The organism is Microbacterium sp. K24, assembly GCF_004794465.1.
Taxonomy (GTDB): Bacteria; Actinomycetota; Actinomycetes; order Actinomycetales; family Microbacteriaceae; genus Microbacterium.
In genome coordinates, this window is record NZ_SSDJ01000086.1 from 14,780 (window position 1) to 35,862 (window position 21,083).

Below are 21,083 nucleotides of genomic sequence, written 5' to 3' on the forward strand. Positions count from 1 at the left end.
ACCGGGCTCCGCTGCATCCGCTCTCGGCGGATTTCGCCGGGATCGGAATGAAATGTCCGACCCTGTGGTTACGCTGAGAGACTCGCGCGATCTCTCGCACACCCCCCGCATCTCGTCGCCCAGGAGGCCGCCTATGTCTGCCGTCGATACCGGCTCCGTTCCGACCACCAACACCGCGCCTGCTTCCGGCGAGATCTCCCGCACCGACATGCGCGTGATCTGGCTGCTGCTCGTCGCCGCCTTCGTCGCCATCCTCAACGAGACGACGATGGGCATCGCGATCCCGCACCTGAACGCCGACCTGGGCATTCCGCCCGAGCTGGGCCAGTGGCTGACCAGCGCCTTCATGCTGACGATGGCCGTCGTGATCCCGACGACCGGGTTCATCCTGCAGCGCTTCACCACTCGTCAGGTGTTCATCGCGGCGATGGTCGCGTTCTCGCTCGGCACGCTCGTCGCCCTCGTCGCGCCCGGATTCGGCGTGCTGCTGATCGGCCGCGTCATCCAGGCCGCGGGTACCGGCATCATGATGCCGCTGCTGATGACGACCATCATGAACGTCGTCCCGCCGCAGTCGCGCGGACGCATGATGGGTCGCGTCGGCATGGTCATCTCGCTCGCGCCCGCGATCGGGCCGACGCTGGCCGGCGCCGTCCTCGAGACGTTCAACTGGCGCGCGCTGTTCGCGATCGTCCTCCCGATCGCGCTCGTCGCCCTCGGCATGGGCGTGAAGTGGATGACGAACCTCGGCGAGACGCGTCGCGTTCCGCTCGATGTCCTGTCGATCCCGCTCGCCGCCCTCGGCTTCGGAGGGATCGTCTTCGGTCTCAGCCAGTTCGGCGGCGAAGGCGGCTCCGGCGAGACGACGGGCATCATCGCCCTGGTCGTCGGCGCCGTGTCGCTGGGCCTGTTCGTGTGGCGCCAGCTCCTGCTGCAGCGGGTCGACGACGCGCTGCTCGACCTGCGGGTGTTCCGCGCCGGCAACTTCACGTTCTCCGTCATCATCATGACGATCCTGGCGCTGTCGATGTTCGGAACCCTCACGCTGCTGCCTCAGTACCTGCAGAACGTCGCCGGACTCAACGCCCTGCAGTCCGGACTGATCCTGCTCCCGGGCTCCGTGCTCATGGGTCTGCTGGGGCCGATCATGGGACGCGTCTACGACTCCCGCGGCACGCGCCCCCTGCTGATCCCGGGCACGATCCTGGTTTCGGCGGCGCTGTTCTACTACTCGACGGTCGGCGAGCACACCGTGTGGTGGGTGCTGATCATCGTGCAGGCCGCGATGTCGGTCGGACTGGCGATGTCGTTCACCCCGCTGTTCTCCGCCTCGCTCGGATCGCTGCAGCGTTCGCTGTACTCGCACGGTTCGGCCGTGCTGAACACGCTGCAGCAGGTCGGTGGCGCGGCCGGAGTGGCGCTGCTCACCGTCACCTACTCGGCGATCCTGCACGCCGGCGAGAACGAGGGCCTGCCGACCGCGGTCGCCGGTGCTCCGGGGGCGCGCATGGCGTTCCTCATCGCGGCGATCATCTCGCTCGCGGCCGTGGCGCTGAGCCCGTTCGTGCGCAAGCCGGCCGACGATGCCGGCGACGGGTTCCACGGCGGTCACTGACCGTCGCGCACGCCTGGTGGCGTCTGCCGTCTACTGCGTCTTGGGCGCAGGGAAATGGCAGACGCCACCGCTGCAATAACCGGCGGCATCCGCCTCGAGCAGGTTCAGGGCGTCCGCGAGAGGCAGCGGCGCGAGAGGCGCTTCCTGCTCCACGGAGTCCTGCTGCGTTTTCGTCATCCTTCGATGGTACGCCTGTCCGGCGGGGGTGGCGCCGGGGCTCTTCCGCGGCGCGTTGCCGCGGCGTATCGTGCGGGCATGATCATCACTCCCCCGGACCCGAACGCGGCAGAGGGTCACGTCGCAGAGATGTACGCCGATGACATCGACGATGACGGCTTCGTCTTCGTCCACACCCAGGCGATGGCGGTCAATCCCGAAGCGCACGCGGCCTTCGAGAACCTGATCCAGGCGATCGTGCCATCGATCGGTCTCCGGGTGTACGAGGCGGCGACGCTCGGAGCGGCTCGCGCACTGGGATCCACCCACTGCCTGCTCGCTCATGGCCGCAAGTCGTTGCGGGCCGGCATCGTCGACGAAGCGGGCCTCACTGCCTTCGCGCAGGGAGACGACAGCGGATTCGCGCCCGCCGAGCGGGTCGTCATCGATTACGCGGCGCGACTGTCGACCGACCCCGCATCGATGACCGACGACGATGCGCGGTCCTTGCGCGACGCCGGATACTCGGACCGGCAGATCGTCGACATCACTCTGGCGGCGTCGGCGAGGAATTACTTCAGCCGCACCCTCCTCGCCCTCGCCGTGCCGGTCGACGAGGTGCCAGGGCTCGACCCGGCGATCGCCGCCGCTTTGACGCGCCCGGCATCCGACGGCGCACCGCCGACAGCAGATCGATAACCGCGCTCGCCTACGGTTGAGCCATGCTCAAACGTCTCCTCGCCCGCGTGTTCTGGGCGTTCAGCCGATGGACGCTCGTGAGCGAGGGCGCACCGACCCGCCCGACGGTGCTGGTCGGCGCCCCGCACACGTCCAACTGGGACTTCGTCCTCATGCTCGCCATCGCGTGGCGTCTCGGCATCGACGTGCACTGGCTCGGCAAGAACAGCCTCTTCCGGGGCTGGCGCGGCCCGATCATGCGCCGCCTCGGCGGCATTCCCGTGGACCGCGCCGACCCGGCGCGTGTCGTGAAGGACGTCGTCGGCCAGGTGCACGCCGGTACGGTCTTCGGCCTCGTGGTCACGCCGGACGGCACCCGAGGGGGGAACGAGTACTGGAAGTCCGGCTTCTACCGGATCGCGCGGGAGACGGGGATGCCGGTGACGCTCGGCTTCGTCGACCGCACCACGATGACCTCAGGTCTGGGCCCCACGATCGATCTCACCGGTGACGTGGCAGCCGACATGGAGCAGATCCGCGCCTTCTACGCCGACAAGAGCGGGCTGCGTCCCGAGCGGTGGACCGAACCGCGCTTGCGCGAAGAGAACCCGACCGCTGGTCCCGACGCCGGATGACGCCCGACGCCCCCGTCAGTCCTCCGTCGGGGCGTGGGCGCGTGCGTATTTCCTGTCCGTGGCGGAGAGCTGCTCGACCATCCCGACGACGGCGCCGGTGATCTGGCGGATCTCCTCGCGAACGGTCTCATCGAGCAGGGCGGAGTCGCTGTCGAGCACGGACTGCTGGGCGTCGGGCGAGAGCTCCGACCACCATTCATCGATCGGGGGAAGCGTCATCATTCCTTCTTTCTGGCGGCCGCGGCAACGGGCTGGACATCAGCGGATCACGAGCACAACACTGAGATCATGACAGTCGATCTGCCTCCGGACGAGCCCCGCGTCGAGCCCCATGTCGACGATCGCGTGGACGGCCGCGACGAGACGCCGAACGAACGAGCGGATCGGAACTGGCTCGAGCTGCTGCAGGAGCTGCGGGTGATGCAGACCGGCACGCAGATCCTCACCGGCTTCCTTCTGGCTGTGGCGTTCCAGCCGCGTTTCACCGACATGGATCAGCTGCAGCGCGACGTCTATGTAGTCCTGGTCGCACTCGCCGCGATCGCGACGATCCTGGCGCTCGCTCCGGTGGGCATGCACCGTGCGCTGTTCGGCCACCGCCGAAAGCCCGAACTCGTGCGGATCGCGGCACGCATCGTGCAGATCGACCTCGTGGTGATCGGCGCGTTGACGATCGGTGTGACCACGCTGATCATCGACTTCACGCTGAACCGCACGGCCGGCATCATCGCTCTCATCGCCGCGCTCATCCTCGTCGTGGCGTTGTGGATCGCGCTGCCGGGAGTGATGCGCGGACGGCGCTTCGCCCAGACCTCGGAGGGGTGACCCCGACCCGTGCGGGCCGGGTGGAGGTCACCGGCCCGCGGGGCTCCGGTTCTCGGCACTGACCATCCATGCGAACTGCTCGAGGCGCTCGATGACGGCATGCAGGATGTCGGCCGACGTCGGGTCCGCCTCGTCGACGTCGTCGTGCACGTCGCGCATGGTCGACACGACCGCTTCGAGTCGTGCGGTGATGAGGTCGATCGTCTCTGAGGTCGAGACCTCGCCGGTCGGGAACTCCGGCAGCGTCGTCGTGGCCGACACGGTGACGCTGCGGCCATCCGGCACCGCGTGCAGCGCGCGCATGCGCTCGGCGACCGTGTCGCTGAACGTGCGGGCGTCGTCGATGATCTCGTCGAGCTGGCGGTGGGTGTCGCGGAAGTTGCGTCCGACGACGTTCCAGTGAGCCTGCTTGCCCTGGGTCGCGAGTTCGAGCAGGTCGACGAGCACGGCCTGCAGGTTCGCCGCGAGATCCGGAGAAGCCGTGAAACCCTTCTCGGCGTTCTGCCGCCGGGTCGTCTTCGCGCCGCCCTTGGTCGTGGCGGCAGTCTTCTTGGTCGTCTTCGTCTCAGCCATGGTGCGAGGTTAACGGCCCCAGCGGCGTGTGCCGAGGGGGTTGACACCGGTGCGGGCGCGCCCCGAGTGTGACGGGGGAACGAAAGGACAGCACGTGACGGAAGAGCAGCAGGACGGACGCCCGGACGTCGACATCATCGCGATCAGCGACGACGACGCGGGAGAGGTGCTGACGGTGCAACGGGCGGCCTTCGTGTCGGAGGCCGCGATCTACGGCAGCGTCGACATGCCGCCGCTGACCCAGACTCTCGCAGAGCTGGAGGCGGAGCTCCGGTCCGAGTCCGGTTTCGTCGCCCGCATCCAGGGACGCCTGGTGGGCGCGATCCGCTTCGTCGAACGCGACGGCATGCTCCTGATCGGACGCATCGCGATCGCTCCCGACATGCAGGGCGAGGGGATCGGCCGGATGCTGCTGCAGGCGGCCGAGGAATCGTCGGGGGCTCACCTGGCGGAACTGTTCACCGGCAGCCTCAGCGAGGCGAACCTGCGGCTGTACGAGGCGTGCGGATACGAGGAGCATGAGCGGATTCCCGACGGCGACGGGACCGAGCAGGTGTTTCTCCGCAAACAGCTGCGACCTTGAGAGCCTCCTGGCAATCGCGGCAAAGGGGTTGAGTCGATCGGGCAGGTCCGGCATCGTGGCCCGGACGTGTCGCGACCGCGGCATGCCCCAACCGGAAGGAGAGTCTCGTGCTCACCCTCACCGACAACGCCACCGCCATCGTCTCGACCCTCGTGAGTCGTCAGAGCGAAGCCCCGGATGCCGGCCTGCGCATCCATTCCACCGCGACCCCGGATGCCGAGGGCGGCGCGCGTCTCGCCGTGCTGGTCGCCGCCGACCCGGAGCCCCAGGACCAGGTCGTCGAGATCTCCGGAACCCGGCTGTTCCTCGATGAGACAGCGGCCACGGCCCTCGACGACAAGGTGCTCGACGCCGGCGTCGACGACGAGGGCGCCGTGTCCTTCGCCGTGATGCCCAAGGTCGCCTGAGCGAAGACTTCCGGATGCCGCGGCCCTCTCGGGGTCGCGGCATCCGTCGTGTCGGGAGGCTCTGACGGCGGCGTGGTCAGTTTAGACCCGTCACGAGGTTGATGATCGTGGCGAGGATGACGGTGCCGAAGAGGTAGGCGAGAACAGTCTGGGCGATGACGACGCGGCGGATGGCGTTCGTGGTGACATCGGTGTCGGCGACCTGATAGGTCATGCCGAGCCCCAGCGAGAAGTAGATGAAGTCCGTGTACTGCGGCGGCTCGTCCTGGTTGAAGTCGATGCCACCGTGCGCCTCGGAGTAGTACATCCGCGCGTACCGCAGCACGTAGTCGACCTGGATGAGGAGCCACGAGGTCGCGACACTCACCACCGCGATACCCGCGAGGAGGTACTCTTCGGCTCCCGGCGCGTTCTGTGCCTGGATGATCACGCTCAGAACCGCTGCCAGGCTCACCAGGCTGCCGATGACCGAGATCAGTCGGGCCACCCGCCTGCCAGGCGCTTCGACCGTCGCATGCTCGCGTGTCTCGGTCGGTCCCATCGGCCAGACCAGGCAGAGGACCCAGACGACATTGACGAGGGCGAAAACACCCCAGCCGGCGAGGATTCCCGGGGCCGGGCCGTAGAGGAAGGCCACGGACACTCCCGCGACGCCGCCGAGGATGATCGAGGCGAGCGCACGCAGGCGCACTCTCTTCCGCACGGTGATTGCAGCCATTCTCGGATGCTATCCGCCGGAGCGCCCGGATCCGCCCCTCGTCAGAGCTCGGTCACCGTGCCGGCCTCGACGCGCCACCGCCGGTCGGTGTGCACGGTGGCGAGCATCCGCCGGTCGTGAGTCACCAGCAGCAGCGTTCCCTCGTAGGATTCGAGCGCCTGCTCCAGCTGCTCGATGGCGGCGAGATCGAGGTGGTTCGTCGGCTCGTCGAGCACCAGCACGTTCGTTCCGCGAGCCTGCAGCAGGGCGAGCCCCGCGCGGGTGCGCTCCCCCGGTGACAACTCGTCGACGGGACGACCCACGTGATCGGCCTTGAGCCCGAACTTGGCGAGCAGCGTGCGCACCTCTCCGGTGGCCATCTCGGGCACGAGCTCCTCGAACGCCGCCGCGAGCGGCTGAGATCCGGCAAGGAGAGAGCGAGCCTGATCGATCTCTCCGATCTGCACGCTCGCCCCGAGACTCGCCGTGCCCTCGTCCGGATCCTGCTGCCCGAGCAGGGCACGGAGGAGAGTCGACTTCCCCGCCCCGTTCGGACCGGTGATGCCGATGCGCTCGCCCGCGTTCACCTGCAGCGACACCGGTCCGAGGGTGAACGATCCCTGGCGGAAGACCGCGGAGCTCAGCGTCGAGACGACCGAGCTGGAACGCGGGGCAGAGGCGATGGTGAACTCGAGCTGCCACTCCTTGCGCGGCTCGTCGACCTCTTCGAGTCGCGCGATGCGACTCTCCATCTGCCGCACCTTCTGGGCCTGCTTCTCGCTGGACTCCGTCGCCGCCTTGCGTCGGATCTTGTCGTTGTCGGGCGCCTTCTTCATCGCGTTGCGCACGCCCTGGCTCGACCACTCCCGCTGGGTTCGAGCGCGGCCGATGAGGTCGGCCTTCTTCTCGGCGAACTCGTCGTACTTCTCGCGCTGTTGGCGGCGCACCGTCGCGCGCTCCTCGAGATACGCGTCGTAGCCTCCGCCGAACACGCGGTTCGAGCCTTGTGCCAGGTCGAGCTCCAGCACTCGGGTCACGCAACGCGCGAGGAACTCGCGATCGTGGCTGACCAGCATCACTCCGCCACGCAGTCCGCGCACGAAGGCTTCCAACCGCTCGAGACCGTCGAGATCGAGATCGTTCGTCGGCTCGTCCAGCAGCGCGATGTCGAAGCGGGACAGGAGCAGCGCGGCCAGGCCGACGCGGGCCGCCTGACCGCCGGAGAGGGAGGTCATCAGGATCTCGTCGGCAGCGCCTCCGTCGAGTTCGAGGCCCAGGTCGGCGAGCACGGATGGGAGCCGCTCGTCGAGATCGGCGGCGCCGCTGGCCAGCCACCGGTCGAGCGCCGTCGAGTACGCGTCAGCGGGGTCGATGCCCGGGGCCGCGAGCGACGGGTCCCCGAGCGCAGCCGCCGCGGCATCCATCGCGATGGTCGCGGCGGCGCACCCCGTGCGGCGCGCGATGTAGGCCGCGATCGTCTCGCCGACGAGGCGGTCGTGCTCCTGGGGCAGCCATCCGACGAACGCGTCTGCCGGGGCGAGAGCGATGCTGCCGGCCTGAGGCTCGTCGAGGCCGGCGAGCAGACGGAGCAGGGTGGACTTTCCCGCGCCGTTGGCTCCGACCACTCCGACCACGTCGCCGGGGGCGACGGTGAGGTCGAGCGCGTCGAAGAGGGTGCGATGGCCGTACCCGCCGGCCAGCCCTTGGGCCACGAGTGTTGCGGTCATGACTCAATCCTGTCATCGGGCGGACGGTCGGATCTCCCGATCCACTCCCGCCGTCAGTCGGGACGGTGGGAGCTGTGGTCCTCCACGTCGGGTTTCGCCCGAAGGACGTCGGCGATCTCCTCCTCCGGCCGCGGCGCGATCGTCTCATCCTCCTCGAGTTCCGGGATGGTCGGCTCCCCGGGGGCCGGGATGTGTTCATGCGCGAAATGGTCGTGGTCGGACACGGCGAACCCTTCGATCGGCGGCATCCTCAGCGTACGCCGACCGGCCCATCGAAGACGCGTACGCTGAAGAGGTACCGCGATCCGTGCGGGAAAGGACTGCTCCCCCGTGAACATCACGCAACTTCGGCGTTTCGTCGCCGTCGCCGAGAAGCTGCATTTCCCCCGCGCGGCAGAGTCGCTGAACGTCTCTCTGGCTGCTGTCTACTCGTCGATCGAGCAGCTCGAAGAAGAGGTCGGGCATCCGCTCGTCACACGCGGAGGCGAGACTCGCCTGACGAAGGCGGGCGAGCTCCTGCTCGTCGAGGCACGCGAGCGGATCGCCGCCGCGCCGGCACCGGCCGCGAAGCCGGTCGTTCCCGCCGGAGGCAAGGCGAAGGCCTCCAAGGGCAAGGGGCGTGCTCCCGTGGTGAAGGGTCAGCCGAAGCCGTACAAGAAGCGCCAGGGACGCTGATCTCGCGCGGCGATCCGCGCCTCAGTCCCAGTCGAGGTACTCCTCGATGTTCACCGCGGTCTCGATGGGGTGCGTCATCGGGAACAGGTGGTCTCCGCCGGTGATGGTCTTCACGCTCGCGCGCTCGGGCACGGTCGACTGCAGACGCTCGCCGGTCGCCGGCGGAGTCTCGGTGTCGTCGGAGCCCTGGATGATCAGCACGGGGATCACCGGTGCGACCGGGATCTCGCTCTCCTCCACGCCCAGCAGGAGCAGGCCGTTGACGCGCTCATGGTGCGATGCGGCGAGCGCCCGGGCGATGGTGCCGCCGAAACCGTGTCCGCCGACCCAGGTGTCCGTGAGCCCGACGTGGTCGATCACCGCGAGCACGTCGTCGACCCGCTCCTCGAGCGGGACGTCGGCATCTGTGCTGCGGTACCCGATCCGCAGCACATGGAATCCGGCTTCCTCGGCGAGGTAGTGTCCGACGATGCCCAGCACATCGGTCGCCAGACCCTGCTCCTGGATCAGCACGAGCTTGACCGGACCGTCGCCCTCGTCGACGAACGGGATGGCGCGGGTCTCGGGCTCGAAAATCTGGGTGTCGGTCATCGGCGTCAATCTCCTCGTGCCGTCGGTATCGGAAGCGCGGGCGGAACGAACTCGGCGGACGCCTGCGGCCGGACCGCGGCTCACGCCGCCGCCATCCAGCCTATCCGGATGCCGTCGGGGCACCGCCCCACGGATAATGGTCCGGTGACGCGTTGGCAGGACAGCACCCGGCTTCCCGTCGTCCTCGATGCGCTCGAACGGTCAGAAGACGATCCGGCGGTGCGTCGCCTGGCCGCGGCGTTCGGAGGCGAACCCGTCGCCGTCGCGGAGCGCCTGATCGGGGAACCGGCAGTCCGGTCGCAGTGGCGGCGATTCGCCGCGGGTGGCGAGATCGTCCTGCACGACGGAGCGGTCGCCGGCGTGCTGCTGGAGGTCGTGCCGACCTCCACTGCTCCACAGGGACTCTCTCTGTCCGACTGGATCGACGGCGTCGACAACGATGCCACTCTCGATGACCTCGTGAACGCCATCGGCGCACCGCGTCGCTTCGCGGGGATGCGCGAGCCGTATCTCGATCTCGATGGCGGATACGCACGGCTCGATTTCGCGGGTGAGGGCGGCTGGAACTCACCGGGCAATCTGCGCCGCATCGTCATCACGCGTGCGAAGCCCGGTCTCGCTTGTCGGCCTGACGACGACGACTGCCCGACGTGCGGTGAACTCCTGGTGCGCGGGGATGGTCGCGACGGAGGCGTCGACGTGGAGCGAACCGTCAGGGCTCTCGCCGAGGGTCTCGACGCCGGGCTGCTCGCGGAAGACTCCCACCGGGTGCGGCTCGCCGACCTCCGGGCGCTTCACGCATCGGGGCTCATGGAGCGCGTGGAGACGCAGCTCACCTGCACGACGTGCCGACGGATCATCTGCTGCACGCTGATCCGCGGGTCCGCTCCGACCTTCGGTTACTTCGTGCTGAACGACGCCATGCGGCACCCGCTGGAGCCTCTGCCTCCTGTCGAGCTGTGGGGAGATCCGGAGCGGATCGCCCAGGAGCGGGATGCCATGCACTACCTCGCGCATGCGCCCGGAGCCTGGTTCCTCGTCGAGCAACGGGGAGTCCTGTACCTGCAGACTCGCTACACGTACGGCGCCATGGTCGACGATTCCGTACTGATCCGGCTGGATGACGCCGAGGTCGATGCGTACCTCGTCGGCGGGTCCGAGTACCTGTCAGACCTCGCTGCGCAGGTGCAAGACAGTGCTCCGTACAGTGACGCATCGCCGTACCGGCCTCGGGATCTCTATCGGGGTCCGGATGGGGCGAGCTATCGCGCGGCCGTCAGCGCCGCGATCGTCAACCACACCTGGATCGCCGGTCAGCGCCGTACGACGTGAAAGGTCGCGCGTGGATGCTCGGGGGTCTCGCCGGCGATGGCCGTGAGCGCGGAAAAGTAGCGTCGTCCGATCTCCACCGTCGTGATCGATCTCAGGCGGTATCCGAGCGGCTCAGAGTTCCACGCGGCGTCGTGCCGCACTTCGTGGAGGTAGACGAATCGGCCGAGGATCCCCTCGAGGATCCCGATCCACAGGGCGTCGCGCTCCTTCTCCTTCTGAATGCCGATCAATCGGCCGCCCCGGCCGAGTCCGTCGAGGACGCCCACCGTCGAGTCGAGATCGAGCGGAGCCGAGTACGCCGGGGGCCAGTCCGGCAACGTCTTCACGAACGCTGACGCAACTGACTGGTCATCCGAGATCCGCTTCACGTCCTTTACGCGAAACGCGACGAGCCCGTCGAGGTAGCCGCCGTCGACGGTCCGAGCCATCAACGCCCATTTCTTTCCGACACGCAAGACGATTCCGTCGAGGCGGTCAGCGTGCTTCGGTCTCCGCTCCACGTGCACGACAGACGTGGTCGCCGTCGCCTCTTGCAGCCGAGCGTGCAGCCTCTGGGATTTCACGAGTCTCCTCCAGAGCCGTCAGCTGCCGAACGACTGCCCGTTGATCGCGGAGAAGAACAGCGACAGCCACACGATGAAGAAGGTCGCCTGGGCTACCGTGCCCAATGCCCCGATGATCATCGCCCATCTGGCGAGACCAGCCCCCGATTCGATGTTGCCCGGCGTGCGCAGCTGCCGCAGGGCGAGCACACCGAGAACAAGCCCCGCGATAGGAATCACGAATGCGGCGATGAAGCCGACGAGCGAGAGCGTGTTCGTCCGCGGCGCAGTGGTTGTCGTTGTCATCGCGACCTTCCGGTTCTTCGTGTCGCCGCGCAGAGCATCGCGACGGAATCGACTGTGAGCATATTCTGCTGGATCGCCACCTCGAGCCGCTCCAGCGTGGCCGCGCTCAGTTTGCCACGCGCCACGTCAACCCGTCACGGAAAATCCACGACGTACCGCTACCGAACACCTCATGACGGGCGAGTCAGGCGGTCCTCGTCCGCTGGTGAGATGAGCATGCCCTCGTGGGTCACTGTTACCCCGAGAGTCTTGCCTCGCCGGTCGAGAAACATCACGTCGACGTCGCCCAGTTCTGTCCAGCGTTTCTTGCTCGCAGCTTCAGGGAAAAAACAGCCAAGGCTTTCAATCGCGCGAACTATATCGCGGTCGTAGGCATAACTGCGCTTCACTGCGGTCGGGCGCCCCCTCCTGTAGTGCCAGTTGTCTGGCGCCACACCAACCGTTCTCACCGAATCGAGGTGCGCCAATAGTTCGAGCAGCGGGTGCTGTGCGTCTCCGCTGTTGAAGACGAACTCGATGCGGGCGGTCGCCGGTCGCATCGCCTGCATCCACGCAGACTGCTCAGCGAACGAAGGTGCGGTCATACGGCCAAGCTAGCAAGAGAGGTGAGGTTCCGCCCCCGAAGCAACGGGCTCATCTCACCCGTCAAATGAGCTCGCGAGGCGTCAAGCGGAAGACGACTAGTTGTTGGAGCGGAACTCCGCCCCGTCGCCGTCGCTCATCGCATCCTCTTCTTCGTTGTCTTCGGCGAGAAACGCAGTCCCGAAGACATCGCACCCCAGCTTGGAAAGGCAGCGGATCAAGTCCGCCTCCAACACAAATCCACCTTGCGGACTGTCGGAGTCTCCTGACCACCAGAGCGTGGTCTCTCCGCCTTGACGTAGCTCCATGAGTGCCTGAGCGTTGGGTTCCAGTCTGACCACCAACGCGCGAAGAGCAGAGAAGCCGGTCTGATCGTCGGCACTCGGTTCGTCAACACTCTCTGTGAGCGACCAAAAGGTCCGCTGGTGCGTCAGGCGTTCGGGCGCATAGTTCCTACCGGGCCCGCCCCGCAGGAGTGAGATCACCGATGTCACCCCAGTCGGTGGGCTCCAGTCCGACCATTGCAGAGATCTCGGCTACCGTCTTCGTTTCGCTGCGGATGGTGAGCGACGCCCTGTTGCCCTGGATCATGAACGGAGCTTACTTGGGCCCGCCAGATGTATTTCAGATGCGGAACACCACGACGTCTCGCGAACGTCAGATTTCGATCCCACGTCTGATCATTTCGCCTTCCACGGCCTGTCGACGCGCTTTCCAACCGCGCCGCGTACTTGGGCTGTTGTGCCTGCCGTTACTGGATGTGCGAGCCTCGCCCGAGGCCGCCCAATGAAAGTTCGCCCGAAGGCGGTCGTCATCCGCCGTGCGCAGGTCCGATTCAAACGCGGCCTCGTTCTTCCAACGCATGTCGGCAGGCAATGCAGTTCACCCCACCCGCGACTTCGCTTGTCGTTACGCGGCCACCACCGGTCAGCTTGGATTCGAGAGGACTCCTCGCGGACACCGGACCTACTTCGTTCCGCCTCAGTTGTTGAAGCGGAACTCCACCACGTCGCCGTCCTTCATGACGTAGTCCTTGCCTTCGAGGCGCGCCTTGCCCTTCGCGCGGGCCTCGACGACGGAGCCGGTCTCGACCAAGTCGTCGAACGAGACGATCTCGGCCTTGATGAAGCCCTTCTCGAAGTCGGTGTGGATCACGCCGGCCGCCTGAGGGGCCTTCCAGCCCTTCCCGATCGTCCACGCGCGAGCTTCCTTCGGGCCTGCGGTGAGGTACGTCTGCAGGCCGAGGGTGTCGAAGCCGATGCGTGCGAGCTGGTCGAGGCCCGACTCGTCCTGTCCGGTCGACGCCAGCAGCTCAGCGGCATCCTCCGGGTCGAGGTCGATGAGCTCCGACTCGATCTTCGCGTCGAGGAAGATGGCCTTCGCGGGCGCGACGAGGGCGGCGAGCTCCGCCTTGCGCGCGGCATCCGTCAGCACACCCTCATCGACGTTGAAGACGAAGATGACCGGCTTCGCGGTGAGCAGTCCCAGTTCGCGGATCGGCGTCAGGTCGATGCCGGCGACCGACAGCAGCACGCCGCGCTCCAGCGCATCCTTGGCGGCAAGCGCGGTCTCGAGCACGACCGGCTCGATCTTCTTGCCGCGTACTTCCTTCTCGTAGCGGGTGATCGCCTTATCGACGGTCTCGAGATCCGCGAGCATCAGCTCGGCGTTGATCGTCTCCATATCGGATGCCGGGTTGACGGCGCCGTCCACGTGCACCACGTCGTCGTCGGAGAATCCGCGGACCACCTGCGCGATCGCGTCCGCCTCGCGGATGTTCGCGAGGAACTTGTTGCCGAGCCCCTCCCCCTCGCTGGCGCCGCGGACGATGCCGGCGATGTCGACGAACGACACGGCAGCGGGCAGGATCCGCTCGCTGCTGAAGATCTCCGCGAGCTTGTCGAGCCGCGGGTCGGGCAGGTTCACCACGCCGACGTTCGGCTCGATCGTCGCGAACGGATAGTTCGCCGCGAGCACGTCGTTCTTGGTGAGTGCGTTGAAGAGGGTGGACTTGCCGACGTTGGGCAGGCCGACGATGCCGATAGTGAGAGCCACGGAGGACGAGTCTACCGGTCGTGCCCCGCCCGACCCTGAACCGTCAGTCGCGCACGGCGCGGAACGCCCGCGTCACGTAGGGAAGGTCGATCGTGCCATCGCCGTGCAGGCCGAGTTCGTCGAACAGGGCATCCATGTCCCGTCGGATGCGCGCCTTCTCCTCGTCGGATGCCGTGATCACGTAACTCCGCGACGTCGCCATCGTGTGCAGCAGGTCCCGCGTCATCGGCCGGACCCACGCCCACTGCTCCTGAGCGAGAGCGCCGAACGGCGCGGCGACGACCGGGTCTCCCGCGGCGAGCATGATCTCGGCATTGCTGCCGTGCATGATCTCCGTGAGCCGCCGCACCCAGTCCACGCGCTCATCGCGGATGTTCCAGATGAGCCCGAGCACTCCCCCGCTGCGCACGACGCGCCCGATCTCGACGGATGCCGCGACCGGCTCCACCCAGTGCCACGCCTGTCCCAGCACGACCGCGTCGACGCTGTCATCCGGTAGCGGCAGGCTCTCGGCCGTCCCCACGAACGCCGGAACACCGGGCACTGCGGTGCGCAGCGTCGCGAGCATCTCCGGATCGGGATCGACCGCGACGACCTCGGCATCCGGCGCACCGATGAGCGTGCGGGTCAGCTTGCCCGTTCCCGCCCCGACATCGGCGATCCGACGGGAGCCGTGCGGCAGCGCGTCGAGCATCCATGCCACCGCATCGAAGGGGTACTCGGGGCGTCCGACCTCGTAGCTGTGGGCCTGCACGCCGAAGGATGTCGCCTGCTCGTCCGTCATGTCGCCAGCCTACGGCGAGCCTGCGATCGCTCGCAGAAGTCGCGAGGGAGAGTGGGATCGTGCCCCTGGACTTCACTGCGATCGACTTCGAAACCGCGAACTCCAGCCCCGCTTCCGCCTGTTCCGTCGGACTCGTCCGCGTGCGCGGCGGCGAGGTCGTCGCCACCGCCGGCTGGCTGATCCAGCCCCCGCCCGGTCACGACGTGTTCCAGGAGTGGAACGTGCGCATCCACGGCATCCAGCCGACCGACGTGCTCTCCGCCGCGACCTGGGTGGAGCAGTTCGACCGGCTGTGCGGCTTCGCCGGCGCCGATGTGCTCGTCGCGCACAACGCGGGCTTCGACCTGAACGTGCTGCGTCGGGCCGCGGAGGCCACCGGCATGCTGTGCCCGCCGTACCGCTCGCTCTGCAGCCTGCAGGTCGCGCGCAAGACGTACCAGCTCGACTCCTACCGCCTGCCGCTGGCCGCGGCGGCAGCGGGATTCGGAGATTTCCCGCATCATGATGCGCTGGCCGACGCCCGCGCCTGCGCGCAGATCGTGATCGATGCCGCACGTCGACACGGCGCTCCCGACGTCTTCGCTCTCGCTGAGGCCCTCAGCCTGCGGGTGACGGAGCCCGCGATGCCCGCCCTGGAGCGCGCCGTCGCCTGACGAGGATCGCGACGCCTGAGCGGGGCGGCGCCGCAATGTCGGATGCCGGCCGCATCATGAGACACATGGATGCTCTCTCGTTCGTTCTGATCCTCGCCGCACTCGCGGCGGGAGTCGCCGTGGGCTGGTTCCTGCGCGCCGGACGCGGGGCCGCCGATCTCGCCCGCTCCGAAGCAGAGCTGGCTGCCGCGCGCGACGATCGCGACCGTCAGTACGACCTCTACCGCGATGCCGTCGAGCATGCCCGCACCGAGCAGCGCGCAGAGGCACTGCGCGTGCAGCAGCAGAACGCCGTGCTCACGGCGCTCGCTCCGGTGCGCGAGAGCCTGCAGCAGATGCAGTCGAAGGTCACGGCGATCGAGCAGGAGCGTCAGGCGCAGTTCGGAACCCTGGCCGAGCAGCTCCGCCGGGCTCAGGAGTCCGATGAGGCCCTCCGCGCGACGACCGAGTCCCTCGCCGGTGCGCTGCGCTCCACGGCGACCCGCGGCGTCTGGGGCGAGACGCAGCTGCGGCGTGTGGTCGAAGCGGCGGGACTCACCCGGCATGTCGATTTCGACCTCCAGTCGACCATCTCGTCCGACCGCGGCACCGGGCGCCCCGACATGGTCGTGCGCCTCGCCGGTGGCACGTCGATCGCGGTCGACGCCAAGGTTCCGCTCGACGCCTACCTCGAGGCCTCGGCCCTGCCCGCCGGTGACGCGCATGAGAGTCAGCGCCGCGCGCACATGCAGAAGCATGTGAAGGCGGTCCGCGCGCACATCGACGCCCTCGCGAAGAAGGCGTACTGGTCGGGCCTCGACGCCAGCCCCGAGTTCGTGATCTGCTTCCTCCCGAGCGAGTCGCTGCTGGCAGCCGCCATCGACGAAGACCCGACTCTGCTCGACTACGCCTTCAGCCGGCGCGTAGCGTTGGCATCACCCGTGAATCTCTGGGCGGTGCTCAAGACCGTCGCCTACACCTGGACGCAGCAGGAGGTGTCGACCGAGGCGCGCACGCTGCTGAACCTCGGAACACAGCTCTACGAACGGCTCGGCACGCTCGCCGGTCACGCCGACGACCTGCGGCGGGCGCTGGAGCGCACCGTCGACAGCTACAACAAGTTCGCCGGATCCCTCGAGACCCGTGTCCTCGTCACGGCGCGGCAGTTCCCCGGCATCGACGCATCGGGGCTCGCGACCGCGCCGGCCGTGACGGCCGGCGTCACCCGTCGTTTCATCGCACCGGAACTGGTCGGCATCGACGACGAGGAATCACTTGAGGAATCAGGCGGCGCCGCCGCGGGTGACGACGGATCGATCACGGTGCGCGCCGACGTGGGCGACGTGCGCGCGCGGCTCGACGACGCGTAGGTCGAACGACCCGTAGGTCAGGCGACGCTGAGGTCAGTCAGACGCTGCGCGGGTCAGGCGACGCCCGGGACGCCGCTCAGCAGAACGATGACGAGCCCGCTCGTGGCGAGGAAGGCGCCGATCATCCACCAGGCGCTGATCTCGTGACCCTCGTCGAGGCGTTTGCGGAACAGCACGTCGGCGCGACGGGCCGGATCGCTGACCGCCGTCGGCGGCGGAGAGGTCGGAGCGGGCGCGATGACTTCCGCGTCAGCGCTCACCCGGAGGATGCGCCCCGTGTTCGTCGTCACGATCTTCGTCGGGGCGGCCTTGGAGCCACTCGTGTGCTGCGTTGTCATCTGTTCGCCCTCCTGCGCCTGCGGTGCCTGGCGGCTCCGTCGACGGCGACAAACCCAGTGACAATTGTGACACGGCACTCCGCAGAAGCGGGGATCGCGATGTATCGACCCGATACCGGGTCGATAACGATGGTCTTCTCAGGCGTTCCGGACCGCCGGCTCAGAGCCACTTGGAGACGAGGTGCTCCGACGCGATGCGACGCAGTGTGCCCGATGCTCCACGGAGCACGACGCTCTCGGTATAGACGAAGCCTCGCTCCCGACGCACGCCCGCGACGAGCTGACCGTCCGTGACACCGGTCGCCACGAAGATCGTGTTCTTGCCCTGCACCAGGTCGTCGGCCTCATAGACCTTGTCGATGTCGAGACCCGCGTCGATGCCGCGCTGACGCTCATCGTCGTCCCGCGGCCAGAGAATCCCCTGGATGTGCCCGCCGAGCGCCTTGATCGCGCACGCGGTGACGATTCCCTCCGGACTGCCGCCGACCCCGACGCACATGTCGGTGCGCGCGTCATGTCGGGCGGCGTTGATCCCGCCGGCGACGTCGCCGTCGCTCATCAGACGTGTGCCGGCGCCGGCGTCGCGGATCTCCTGGATCAGCTTCTCGTGGCGCGGACGGTTCAGAACCGAGACGACGATCTCGTCGACCGGCTTGCCGAGTGCACCCGCGAGCTTGCGGATGTTCTCGCCGATGGGCAGGCGGATGTCGACGACACCCACGCCTGCCGGGCCGGTGACGAGCTTGTCCATGTAGAAGACGGAAGAGGCGTCGAGCATCGTCCCGCGATCGGAGACCGCGATCACCGAGAGCGCGTTCTGCCGCCCCGCCGCCGTGAGGGACGTGCCGTCGATCGGGTCGACGGCGATGTCGCACAGCGGTCCGCGACCGGTGCCGACGACCTCTCCGTTGAAGAGCATCGGCGCGTTGTCCTTCTCGCCCTCGCCGATGACGACCTTGCCCTGGAAGTCGACGGTGCCGAGGAAGGCCCGCATCGCGTCGACGGCGGCGCCGTCCGCTGCTTCCTTCGCCCCTCGACCGATGAACGGCACGGCACGGATGGCCGCAGCCTCCGTGGAGCGGACCAGCTCCATCGCGAGATTACGGTCGGGATGAAGAGGGCTCAGATCCGCTGTCAGACTAACCATGCGGTCAGCCTAGCCATCGGGCGTCGCGAACCGCTCAGCTTTCGTCCTCTTTCGCGTGAAGGAATCACGATTCTTAACGCATGTGCAGGAGAGACCGCGTCAGGGTGGCTACCGCGCTGCGGCATCCGCTCACACACCCCGATAGAGTGACTGCTGTCCCGGCTTCACCTACCGCAGGAGTTCTCATGCCCGTCGCCACCCCGGATCAGTACGCCGAAATGCTCGACCGCGCGAAGGCCGGCGGCTTCGCGTACCCCGCATTCAACGTGTCCAGCTCGCAGACGATCAACTCCGTTCTGCAGGGCCTCACCGAGGCCGGCTCCGACGGCATCATCCAGGTCACCACGGGCGGCGCGGACTATTTCGCCGGCCACACCGTCAAGGCCCGCGCGACCGGCGCCCTCGCATTCGCCCGCTTCGCGACCGAGGTCGCCAAGAACTACCCGATCACCGTGGCGCTGCACACCGACCACTGCCCCAAGGACGCCCTGGCCGGCTTCGTCGAGCCGCTGATCTCCGCTTCCGAAGAAGAGGTCAAGGCCGGACGCAACCCGATCTTCCAGTCGCACATGTGGGACGGCTCGGCCGTGCCGCTCGCGGAGAACATCGAGATCGCCAAGGATCTCCTCCCCCGCATGAAGGCGATCAACGCGATCCTCGAGGTCGAGATCGGTGTCGTCGGCGGCGAAGAGGACGGCGTCGCGCACGAAGGCTCGAACGAGGCGCTCTACACCACCTTCGCCGACGTCGACCAGGCCGTGCAGGCGCTCGGACTCGGTGAGCAGGGCCGCTACATCGCCGCACTCACCTTCGGCAACGTCCACGGCGTGTACAAGCCGGGTGGCGTGAAGCTGCGTCCCGAGCTGCTGGGCGAGATCCAGGAGCAGGTCGCCGCGAAGTACAACACGGGCGCGAAGCCGCTCGACCTCGTCTTCCACGGCGGCTCCGGCTCGACCGACGACGAGATCGCCCTCGCGGTCGCCAACGGCGTCGTCAAGATGAACATCGACACCGACACGCAGTACGCGTACACGCGTGCGATCGCCGATTACATGTTCAAGAACTACGACGGCGTTCTGAAGGTCGACGGCGAGGTCGGGAACAAGAAGCAGTACGACCCGCGCGCATGGGGCAAGATCGCGGAGACCGCGATGGCCGCCCGCGTCGTCGAGTCGACGCGCCAGCTCGGTTCGTACGGCCAGTCGAAGAGCTGAGTTCCGCACGACACGCAAGGAGGGCCCCGCCGTTCGGCGGGGCCCTCCGTGCGTGCAGGGGTCCGCGTCAGCTGCTGCCCATGTTCTGGACGTACGACATGAAGGCGGGGTCGCCGAACATCGGCACGGCCAGACACATCGAGGTGATGAGCATCGTCACCGCCGCGCCCACCAGCGGCACCCACCAGCTGATCTTCGCGCTGCGGAGACGCCGGATCGACGCCCAGGCGGTCAGCGACCAGCCGACCACGAGCACGACGGCGGCGATGGCGCCCCAGAGCTTGCCTTGCTCGTAGTTCGTGAACTCCCCGTCGATCCCGAGGATCTTCATGCTCTCGTTCATCACGCGCGTGAGATCCAGATACGACACGGCCGTGAAGATGACGTTGAACAGACCGTAGGCCAGCAGCCCGGCGGTGACGACCCGGTCGACCGGATGCGGGCGGCGGGGCACAGCGTCGGCGATAGGCTCAGGCGCCGTCACGATCGGCGCGGCGACGATCTCGTCGAGGGGCGGGAGGCCTGCGGCCCTCCGCTGCTCCTCGGGAGTCGCGAGTTCGCCGTACTGAGGACGCTGATCGGTCATCCCGCCATGCTAATCCTCGAGGCTCGGAGCGGCTCACAGCCGGATGGGTCCGAAAATGATGGCGGCCCCGGAGAAGTGGGGACTCCTCGGGGCCGCGGATTCGGAACGCTGGGGACGCTCGTCATCCAGATGGGTTCGACGAAGAGCTGGGGACCCTCCGCGAACCTGTAGTGCCGTTTGCACAGACGCCTACTTTTCTGATCATAGGAAAGGGCCCGTCGCCGCGCTAGGGCCGAAACTTCAGATAGTGAACTCGCCATCGGGTGTCCCCTTGTCGAAAGCGTCGGCCCCGAGCTGCAGGGAGAGCTGACGGGCGATCCGCTGGAGGCTCGAGACCAGCTCCCTGTCCACGACCGCTCGATCGGACGGCAGCGAGATCGCGAGCGACGCGGTGATGTGGGGAGCGATCACCGGCACGGCGACGCACGTCGCCCCGATGGCGTACTCCTCTTCATCGAGAACCCACCCGGGCGAATGCTCGAGTTGCGTCAGCAAGGTCGTCCGATCGCTGATGGTGCGCGGCGTCAGCTCTTCGAGGCGATGACGTGAGAGATAGTCGAGGCGATGCTCGTCGGGCAGCTCCGCCAGGATCTGCTTGCCCAGCGCGGTCGCGTGCGCGCTCGACTGCAGTCCCACCCAGAGCTCCACCCGGGGGTTATGCACCGCGTCGACGATGTCGACCAGGTGCATCTCGCCGTCGTCGAAGCGCGACAGGTACGCCGTCGCTCCGACCACCTCGGTGACCTCGCGGAGCGTGGCGCGCACCCGGGCGAGGAACACGCCGCGAGAGTCGATCTGCTGCTGGAAGGCCGGGAAGCGCGTGCCGAGCACGAGGCCGTCGGGCTCGGCGGACAGATACCCCTCGTGGATGAGCGTGCGGACCAGATTGTAGGTGGTCCCCGGCGTCAGACCGGTGGCTGCCGCGAGCATCTTGGCGGGCAGGGGCCGCGGTGAGTTCGCGACGATGTCGACCAAGCGGAGCGCACGCTGCACAGACCCGATGAGAGTCTGCTCGCCCTCCGCAGGGCTCACC

General features: G+C 67.7%; 28 protein-coding genes. 11 read left to right on the plus strand and 17 right to left on the minus strand.

The window, feature by feature from the left end:
* Positions 1-133 precede the first annotated feature (133 nt).
* Entirely contained in the window at positions 134-1,615 is a 1,482-nt protein-coding gene (locus tag DW306_RS06595) for an MDR family MFS transporter (protein WP_136054817.1), read from the plus strand.
* Positions 1,616-1,645: 30 nt separating this feature from the next.
* On the opposite strand, the gene DW306_RS21245 is transcribed toward DW306_RS06595, so the two are convergent.
* Positions 1,646-1,792 carry a hypothetical protein gene (locus DW306_RS21245; protein ID WP_168429252.1) on the minus strand — a complete coding sequence of 49 codons (147 nt, stop codon included), beginning with the start codon at positions 1,790-1,792 and terminating at the stop codon, positions 1,646-1,648.
* 78 nt (positions 1,793-1,870) lie between these two features.
* On the opposite strand from DW306_RS21245, the gene DW306_RS06600 reads away from it, so the two are divergent.
* Together DW306_RS06600 and DW306_RS06605 are read left to right on the plus strand one after the other, a co-directional pair.
* Positions 1,871-2,470 (plus strand): carboxymuconolactone decarboxylase family protein, encoded by a 600-nt coding sequence (locus DW306_RS06600; protein ID WP_136054818.1) that lies wholly within the window; start codon positions 1,871-1,873, stop codon positions 2,468-2,470.
* Between the two features lie 23 nt (positions 2,471-2,493).
* Positions 2,494-3,084 carry a 1-acyl-sn-glycerol-3-phosphate acyltransferase gene (locus DW306_RS06605; RefSeq protein ID WP_136054819.1) on the plus strand — a complete coding sequence of 197 codons (591 nt, stop codon included), beginning with the start codon at positions 2,494-2,496 and terminating at the stop codon, positions 3,082-3,084.
* A gap of 15 nt (positions 3,085-3,099) precedes the next feature.
* Here the strand turns inward: DW306_RS06605 and DW306_RS06610 are convergent, their stop codons facing one another.
* Positions 3,100-3,303 carry a hypothetical protein gene (locus DW306_RS06610; RefSeq protein WP_168429253.1) on the minus strand — a complete coding sequence of 68 codons (204 nt, stop codon included), beginning with the start codon at positions 3,301-3,303 and terminating at the stop codon, positions 3,100-3,102.
* A 69-nt stretch (positions 3,304-3,372) separates the two neighbouring features.
* Between DW306_RS06610 and DW306_RS06615 the strand changes: the two genes are divergently transcribed.
* Positions 3,373-3,909: a DUF6328 family protein gene (locus tag DW306_RS06615; protein WP_136054821.1), complete on the plus strand. Its 537-nt coding sequence runs from the start codon at positions 3,373-3,375 to the stop codon at positions 3,907-3,909.
* Positions 3,910-3,936: 27 nt separating this feature from the next.
* On the opposite strand, the gene DW306_RS06620 is transcribed toward DW306_RS06615, so the two are convergent.
* A complete protein-coding gene (locus DW306_RS06620; protein ID WP_136054822.1) occupies positions 3,937-4,482 on the minus strand; it encodes a DNA starvation/stationary phase protection protein in 546 nt (181 codons plus the stop codon).
* A 94-nt stretch (positions 4,483-4,576) separates the two neighbouring features.
* Here DW306_RS06620 and DW306_RS06625 point away from each other — a divergent pair, with 94 nt between their 5' ends.
* Both DW306_RS06625 and DW306_RS06630 read left to right on the plus strand, forming a co-directional pair.
* Positions 4,577-5,065 (plus strand): GNAT family N-acetyltransferase, encoded by a 489-nt coding sequence (locus DW306_RS06625; RefSeq protein WP_136054823.1) that lies wholly within the window; start codon positions 4,577-4,579, stop codon positions 5,063-5,065.
* Between the two features lie 107 nt (positions 5,066-5,172).
* A complete protein-coding gene (locus DW306_RS06630) occupies positions 5,173-5,472 on the plus strand; it encodes a Fe-S cluster assembly protein HesB (RefSeq protein WP_136054824.1) in 300 nt (99 codons plus the stop codon).
* A gap of 76 nt (positions 5,473-5,548) precedes the next feature.
* On the opposite strand, the gene DW306_RS06635 is transcribed toward DW306_RS06630, so the two are convergent.
* Genes DW306_RS06635 through DW306_RS21250 form a run of 3 tightly spaced genes read right to left on the minus strand, consistent with a single transcriptional unit; the run spans position 5,549 to position 8,120 of the window.
* Positions 5,549-6,190, minus strand: a complete 642-nt coding sequence (locus DW306_RS06635) for a DUF1345 domain-containing protein (RefSeq protein WP_136054825.1) — start codon at positions 6,188-6,190, stop codon at positions 5,549-5,551.
* Positions 6,191-6,231: 41 nt separating this feature from the next.
* Complete coding sequence (locus DW306_RS06640; protein WP_136054826.1) at positions 6,232-7,896, minus strand: ABC-F family ATP-binding cassette domain-containing protein; 1,665 nt, start codon at positions 7,894-7,896, stop codon at positions 6,232-6,234.
* A gap of 53 nt (positions 7,897-7,949) precedes the next feature.
* Complete coding sequence (locus DW306_RS21250) at positions 7,950-8,120, minus strand: hypothetical protein (protein WP_168429251.1); 171 nt, start codon at positions 8,118-8,120, stop codon at positions 7,950-7,952.
* Between the two features lie 106 nt (positions 8,121-8,226).
* Between DW306_RS21250 and DW306_RS06645 the strand changes: the two genes are divergently transcribed.
* Positions 8,227-8,571, plus strand: a complete 345-nt coding sequence (locus tag DW306_RS06645) for a LysR family transcriptional regulator (RefSeq protein WP_136054827.1) — start codon at positions 8,227-8,229, stop codon at positions 8,569-8,571.
* A 21-nt stretch (positions 8,572-8,592) separates the two neighbouring features.
* On the opposite strand, the gene DW306_RS06650 is transcribed toward DW306_RS06645, so the two are convergent.
* Entirely contained in the window at positions 8,593-9,162 is a 570-nt protein-coding gene (locus DW306_RS06650; protein WP_136054828.1) for an alpha/beta hydrolase, read from the minus strand.
* 144 nt (positions 9,163-9,306) lie between these two features.
* On the opposite strand from DW306_RS06650, the gene DW306_RS06655 reads away from it, so the two are divergent.
* The gene (locus tag DW306_RS06655; RefSeq protein ID WP_136054829.1) at positions 9,307-10,494 is read left to right on the plus strand and encodes a hypothetical protein; all 1,188 of its coding nucleotides are present in this window, start codon (positions 9,307-9,309) and stop codon (positions 10,492-10,494) included.
* On the opposite strand, the gene DW306_RS06660 is transcribed toward DW306_RS06655, so the two are convergent.
* The 6 genes from DW306_RS06660 to DW306_RS06685 form a co-directional block, all read right to left on the minus strand.
* The gene (locus DW306_RS06660; RefSeq protein ID WP_136054830.1) at positions 10,476-10,922 is read right to left on the minus strand and encodes a hypothetical protein; all 447 of its coding nucleotides are present in this window, start codon (positions 10,920-10,922) and stop codon (positions 10,476-10,478) included. The two genes, DW306_RS06655 and DW306_RS06660, sit on opposite strands and share 19 nt — an antisense overlap.
* 153 nt (positions 10,923-11,075) lie before the next feature.
* Entirely contained in the window at positions 11,076-11,342 is a 267-nt protein-coding gene (locus DW306_RS06665) for a DUF4190 domain-containing protein (protein WP_136054831.1), read from the minus strand.
* Between the two features lie 170 nt (positions 11,343-11,512).
* Positions 11,513-11,926 (minus strand): hypothetical protein, encoded by a 414-nt coding sequence (locus tag DW306_RS06670; RefSeq protein ID WP_136054832.1) that lies wholly within the window; start codon positions 11,924-11,926, stop codon positions 11,513-11,515.
* Positions 11,927-12,022: 96 nt separating this feature from the next.
* On the minus strand, positions 12,023-12,409 hold the full coding sequence (locus tag DW306_RS06675; RefSeq protein WP_136054833.1) for a hypothetical protein: 387 nt from the start codon (positions 12,407-12,409) through the stop codon (positions 12,023-12,025).
* A 496-nt stretch (positions 12,410-12,905) separates the two neighbouring features.
* Complete coding sequence (gene ychF / locus DW306_RS06680; protein ID WP_136054834.1) at positions 12,906-13,979, minus strand: redox-regulated ATPase YchF; 1,074 nt, start codon at positions 13,977-13,979, stop codon at positions 12,906-12,908.
* A 43-nt stretch (positions 13,980-14,022) separates the two neighbouring features.
* Positions 14,023-14,763, minus strand: a complete 741-nt coding sequence (locus DW306_RS06685; RefSeq protein WP_136054835.1) for a class I SAM-dependent methyltransferase — start codon at positions 14,761-14,763, stop codon at positions 14,023-14,025.
* 59 nt (positions 14,764-14,822) lie between these two features.
* Here DW306_RS06685 and DW306_RS06690 point away from each other — a divergent pair, with 59 nt between their 5' ends.
* Together DW306_RS06690 and rmuC are read left to right on the plus strand one after the other, a co-directional pair.
* A complete protein-coding gene (locus tag DW306_RS06690) occupies positions 14,823-15,416 on the plus strand; it encodes a 3'-5' exonuclease (protein WP_136054836.1) in 594 nt (197 codons plus the stop codon).
* Positions 15,417-15,481: 65 nt separating this feature from the next.
* Positions 15,482-16,765, plus strand: a complete 1,284-nt coding sequence (gene rmuC / locus DW306_RS06695) for a DNA recombination protein RmuC (protein WP_136054837.1) — start codon at positions 15,482-15,484, stop codon at positions 16,763-16,765.
* Positions 16,766-16,818: 53 nt separating this feature from the next.
* On the opposite strand, the gene DW306_RS06700 is transcribed toward rmuC, so the two are convergent.
* Together DW306_RS06700 and glpX are read right to left on the minus strand one after the other, a co-directional pair.
* Positions 16,819-17,103 (minus strand): hypothetical protein, encoded by a 285-nt coding sequence (locus tag DW306_RS06700; protein ID WP_136054838.1) that lies wholly within the window; start codon positions 17,101-17,103, stop codon positions 16,819-16,821.
* 160 nt (positions 17,104-17,263) lie between these two features.
* The gene (glpX, locus tag DW306_RS06705; protein WP_136054839.1) at positions 17,264-18,250 is read right to left on the minus strand and encodes a class II fructose-bisphosphatase; all 987 of its coding nucleotides are present in this window, start codon (positions 18,248-18,250) and stop codon (positions 17,264-17,266) included.
* A gap of 185 nt (positions 18,251-18,435) precedes the next feature.
* Here glpX and fbaA point away from each other — a divergent pair, with 185 nt between their 5' ends.
* Positions 18,436-19,464 carry a class II fructose-bisphosphate aldolase gene (fbaA, locus tag DW306_RS06710; protein WP_136054840.1) on the plus strand — a complete coding sequence of 343 codons (1,029 nt, stop codon included), beginning with the start codon at positions 18,436-18,438 and terminating at the stop codon, positions 19,462-19,464.
* A 67-nt stretch (positions 19,465-19,531) separates the two neighbouring features.
* Here the strand turns inward: fbaA and DW306_RS06715 are convergent, their stop codons facing one another.
* Positions 19,532-20,050, minus strand: coding sequence for a DUF6264 family protein (locus DW306_RS06715; protein WP_136054841.1), 519 nt, complete (start codon positions 20,048-20,050; stop codon positions 19,532-19,534).
* Between the two features lie 240 nt (positions 20,051-20,290).
* The gene (locus tag DW306_RS06720; RefSeq protein WP_136054842.1) at positions 20,291-21,082 is read right to left on the minus strand and encodes an IclR family transcriptional regulator; all 792 of its coding nucleotides are present in this window, start codon (positions 21,080-21,082) and stop codon (positions 20,291-20,293) included.
* Position 21,083: the final 1 nt, after the last annotated feature.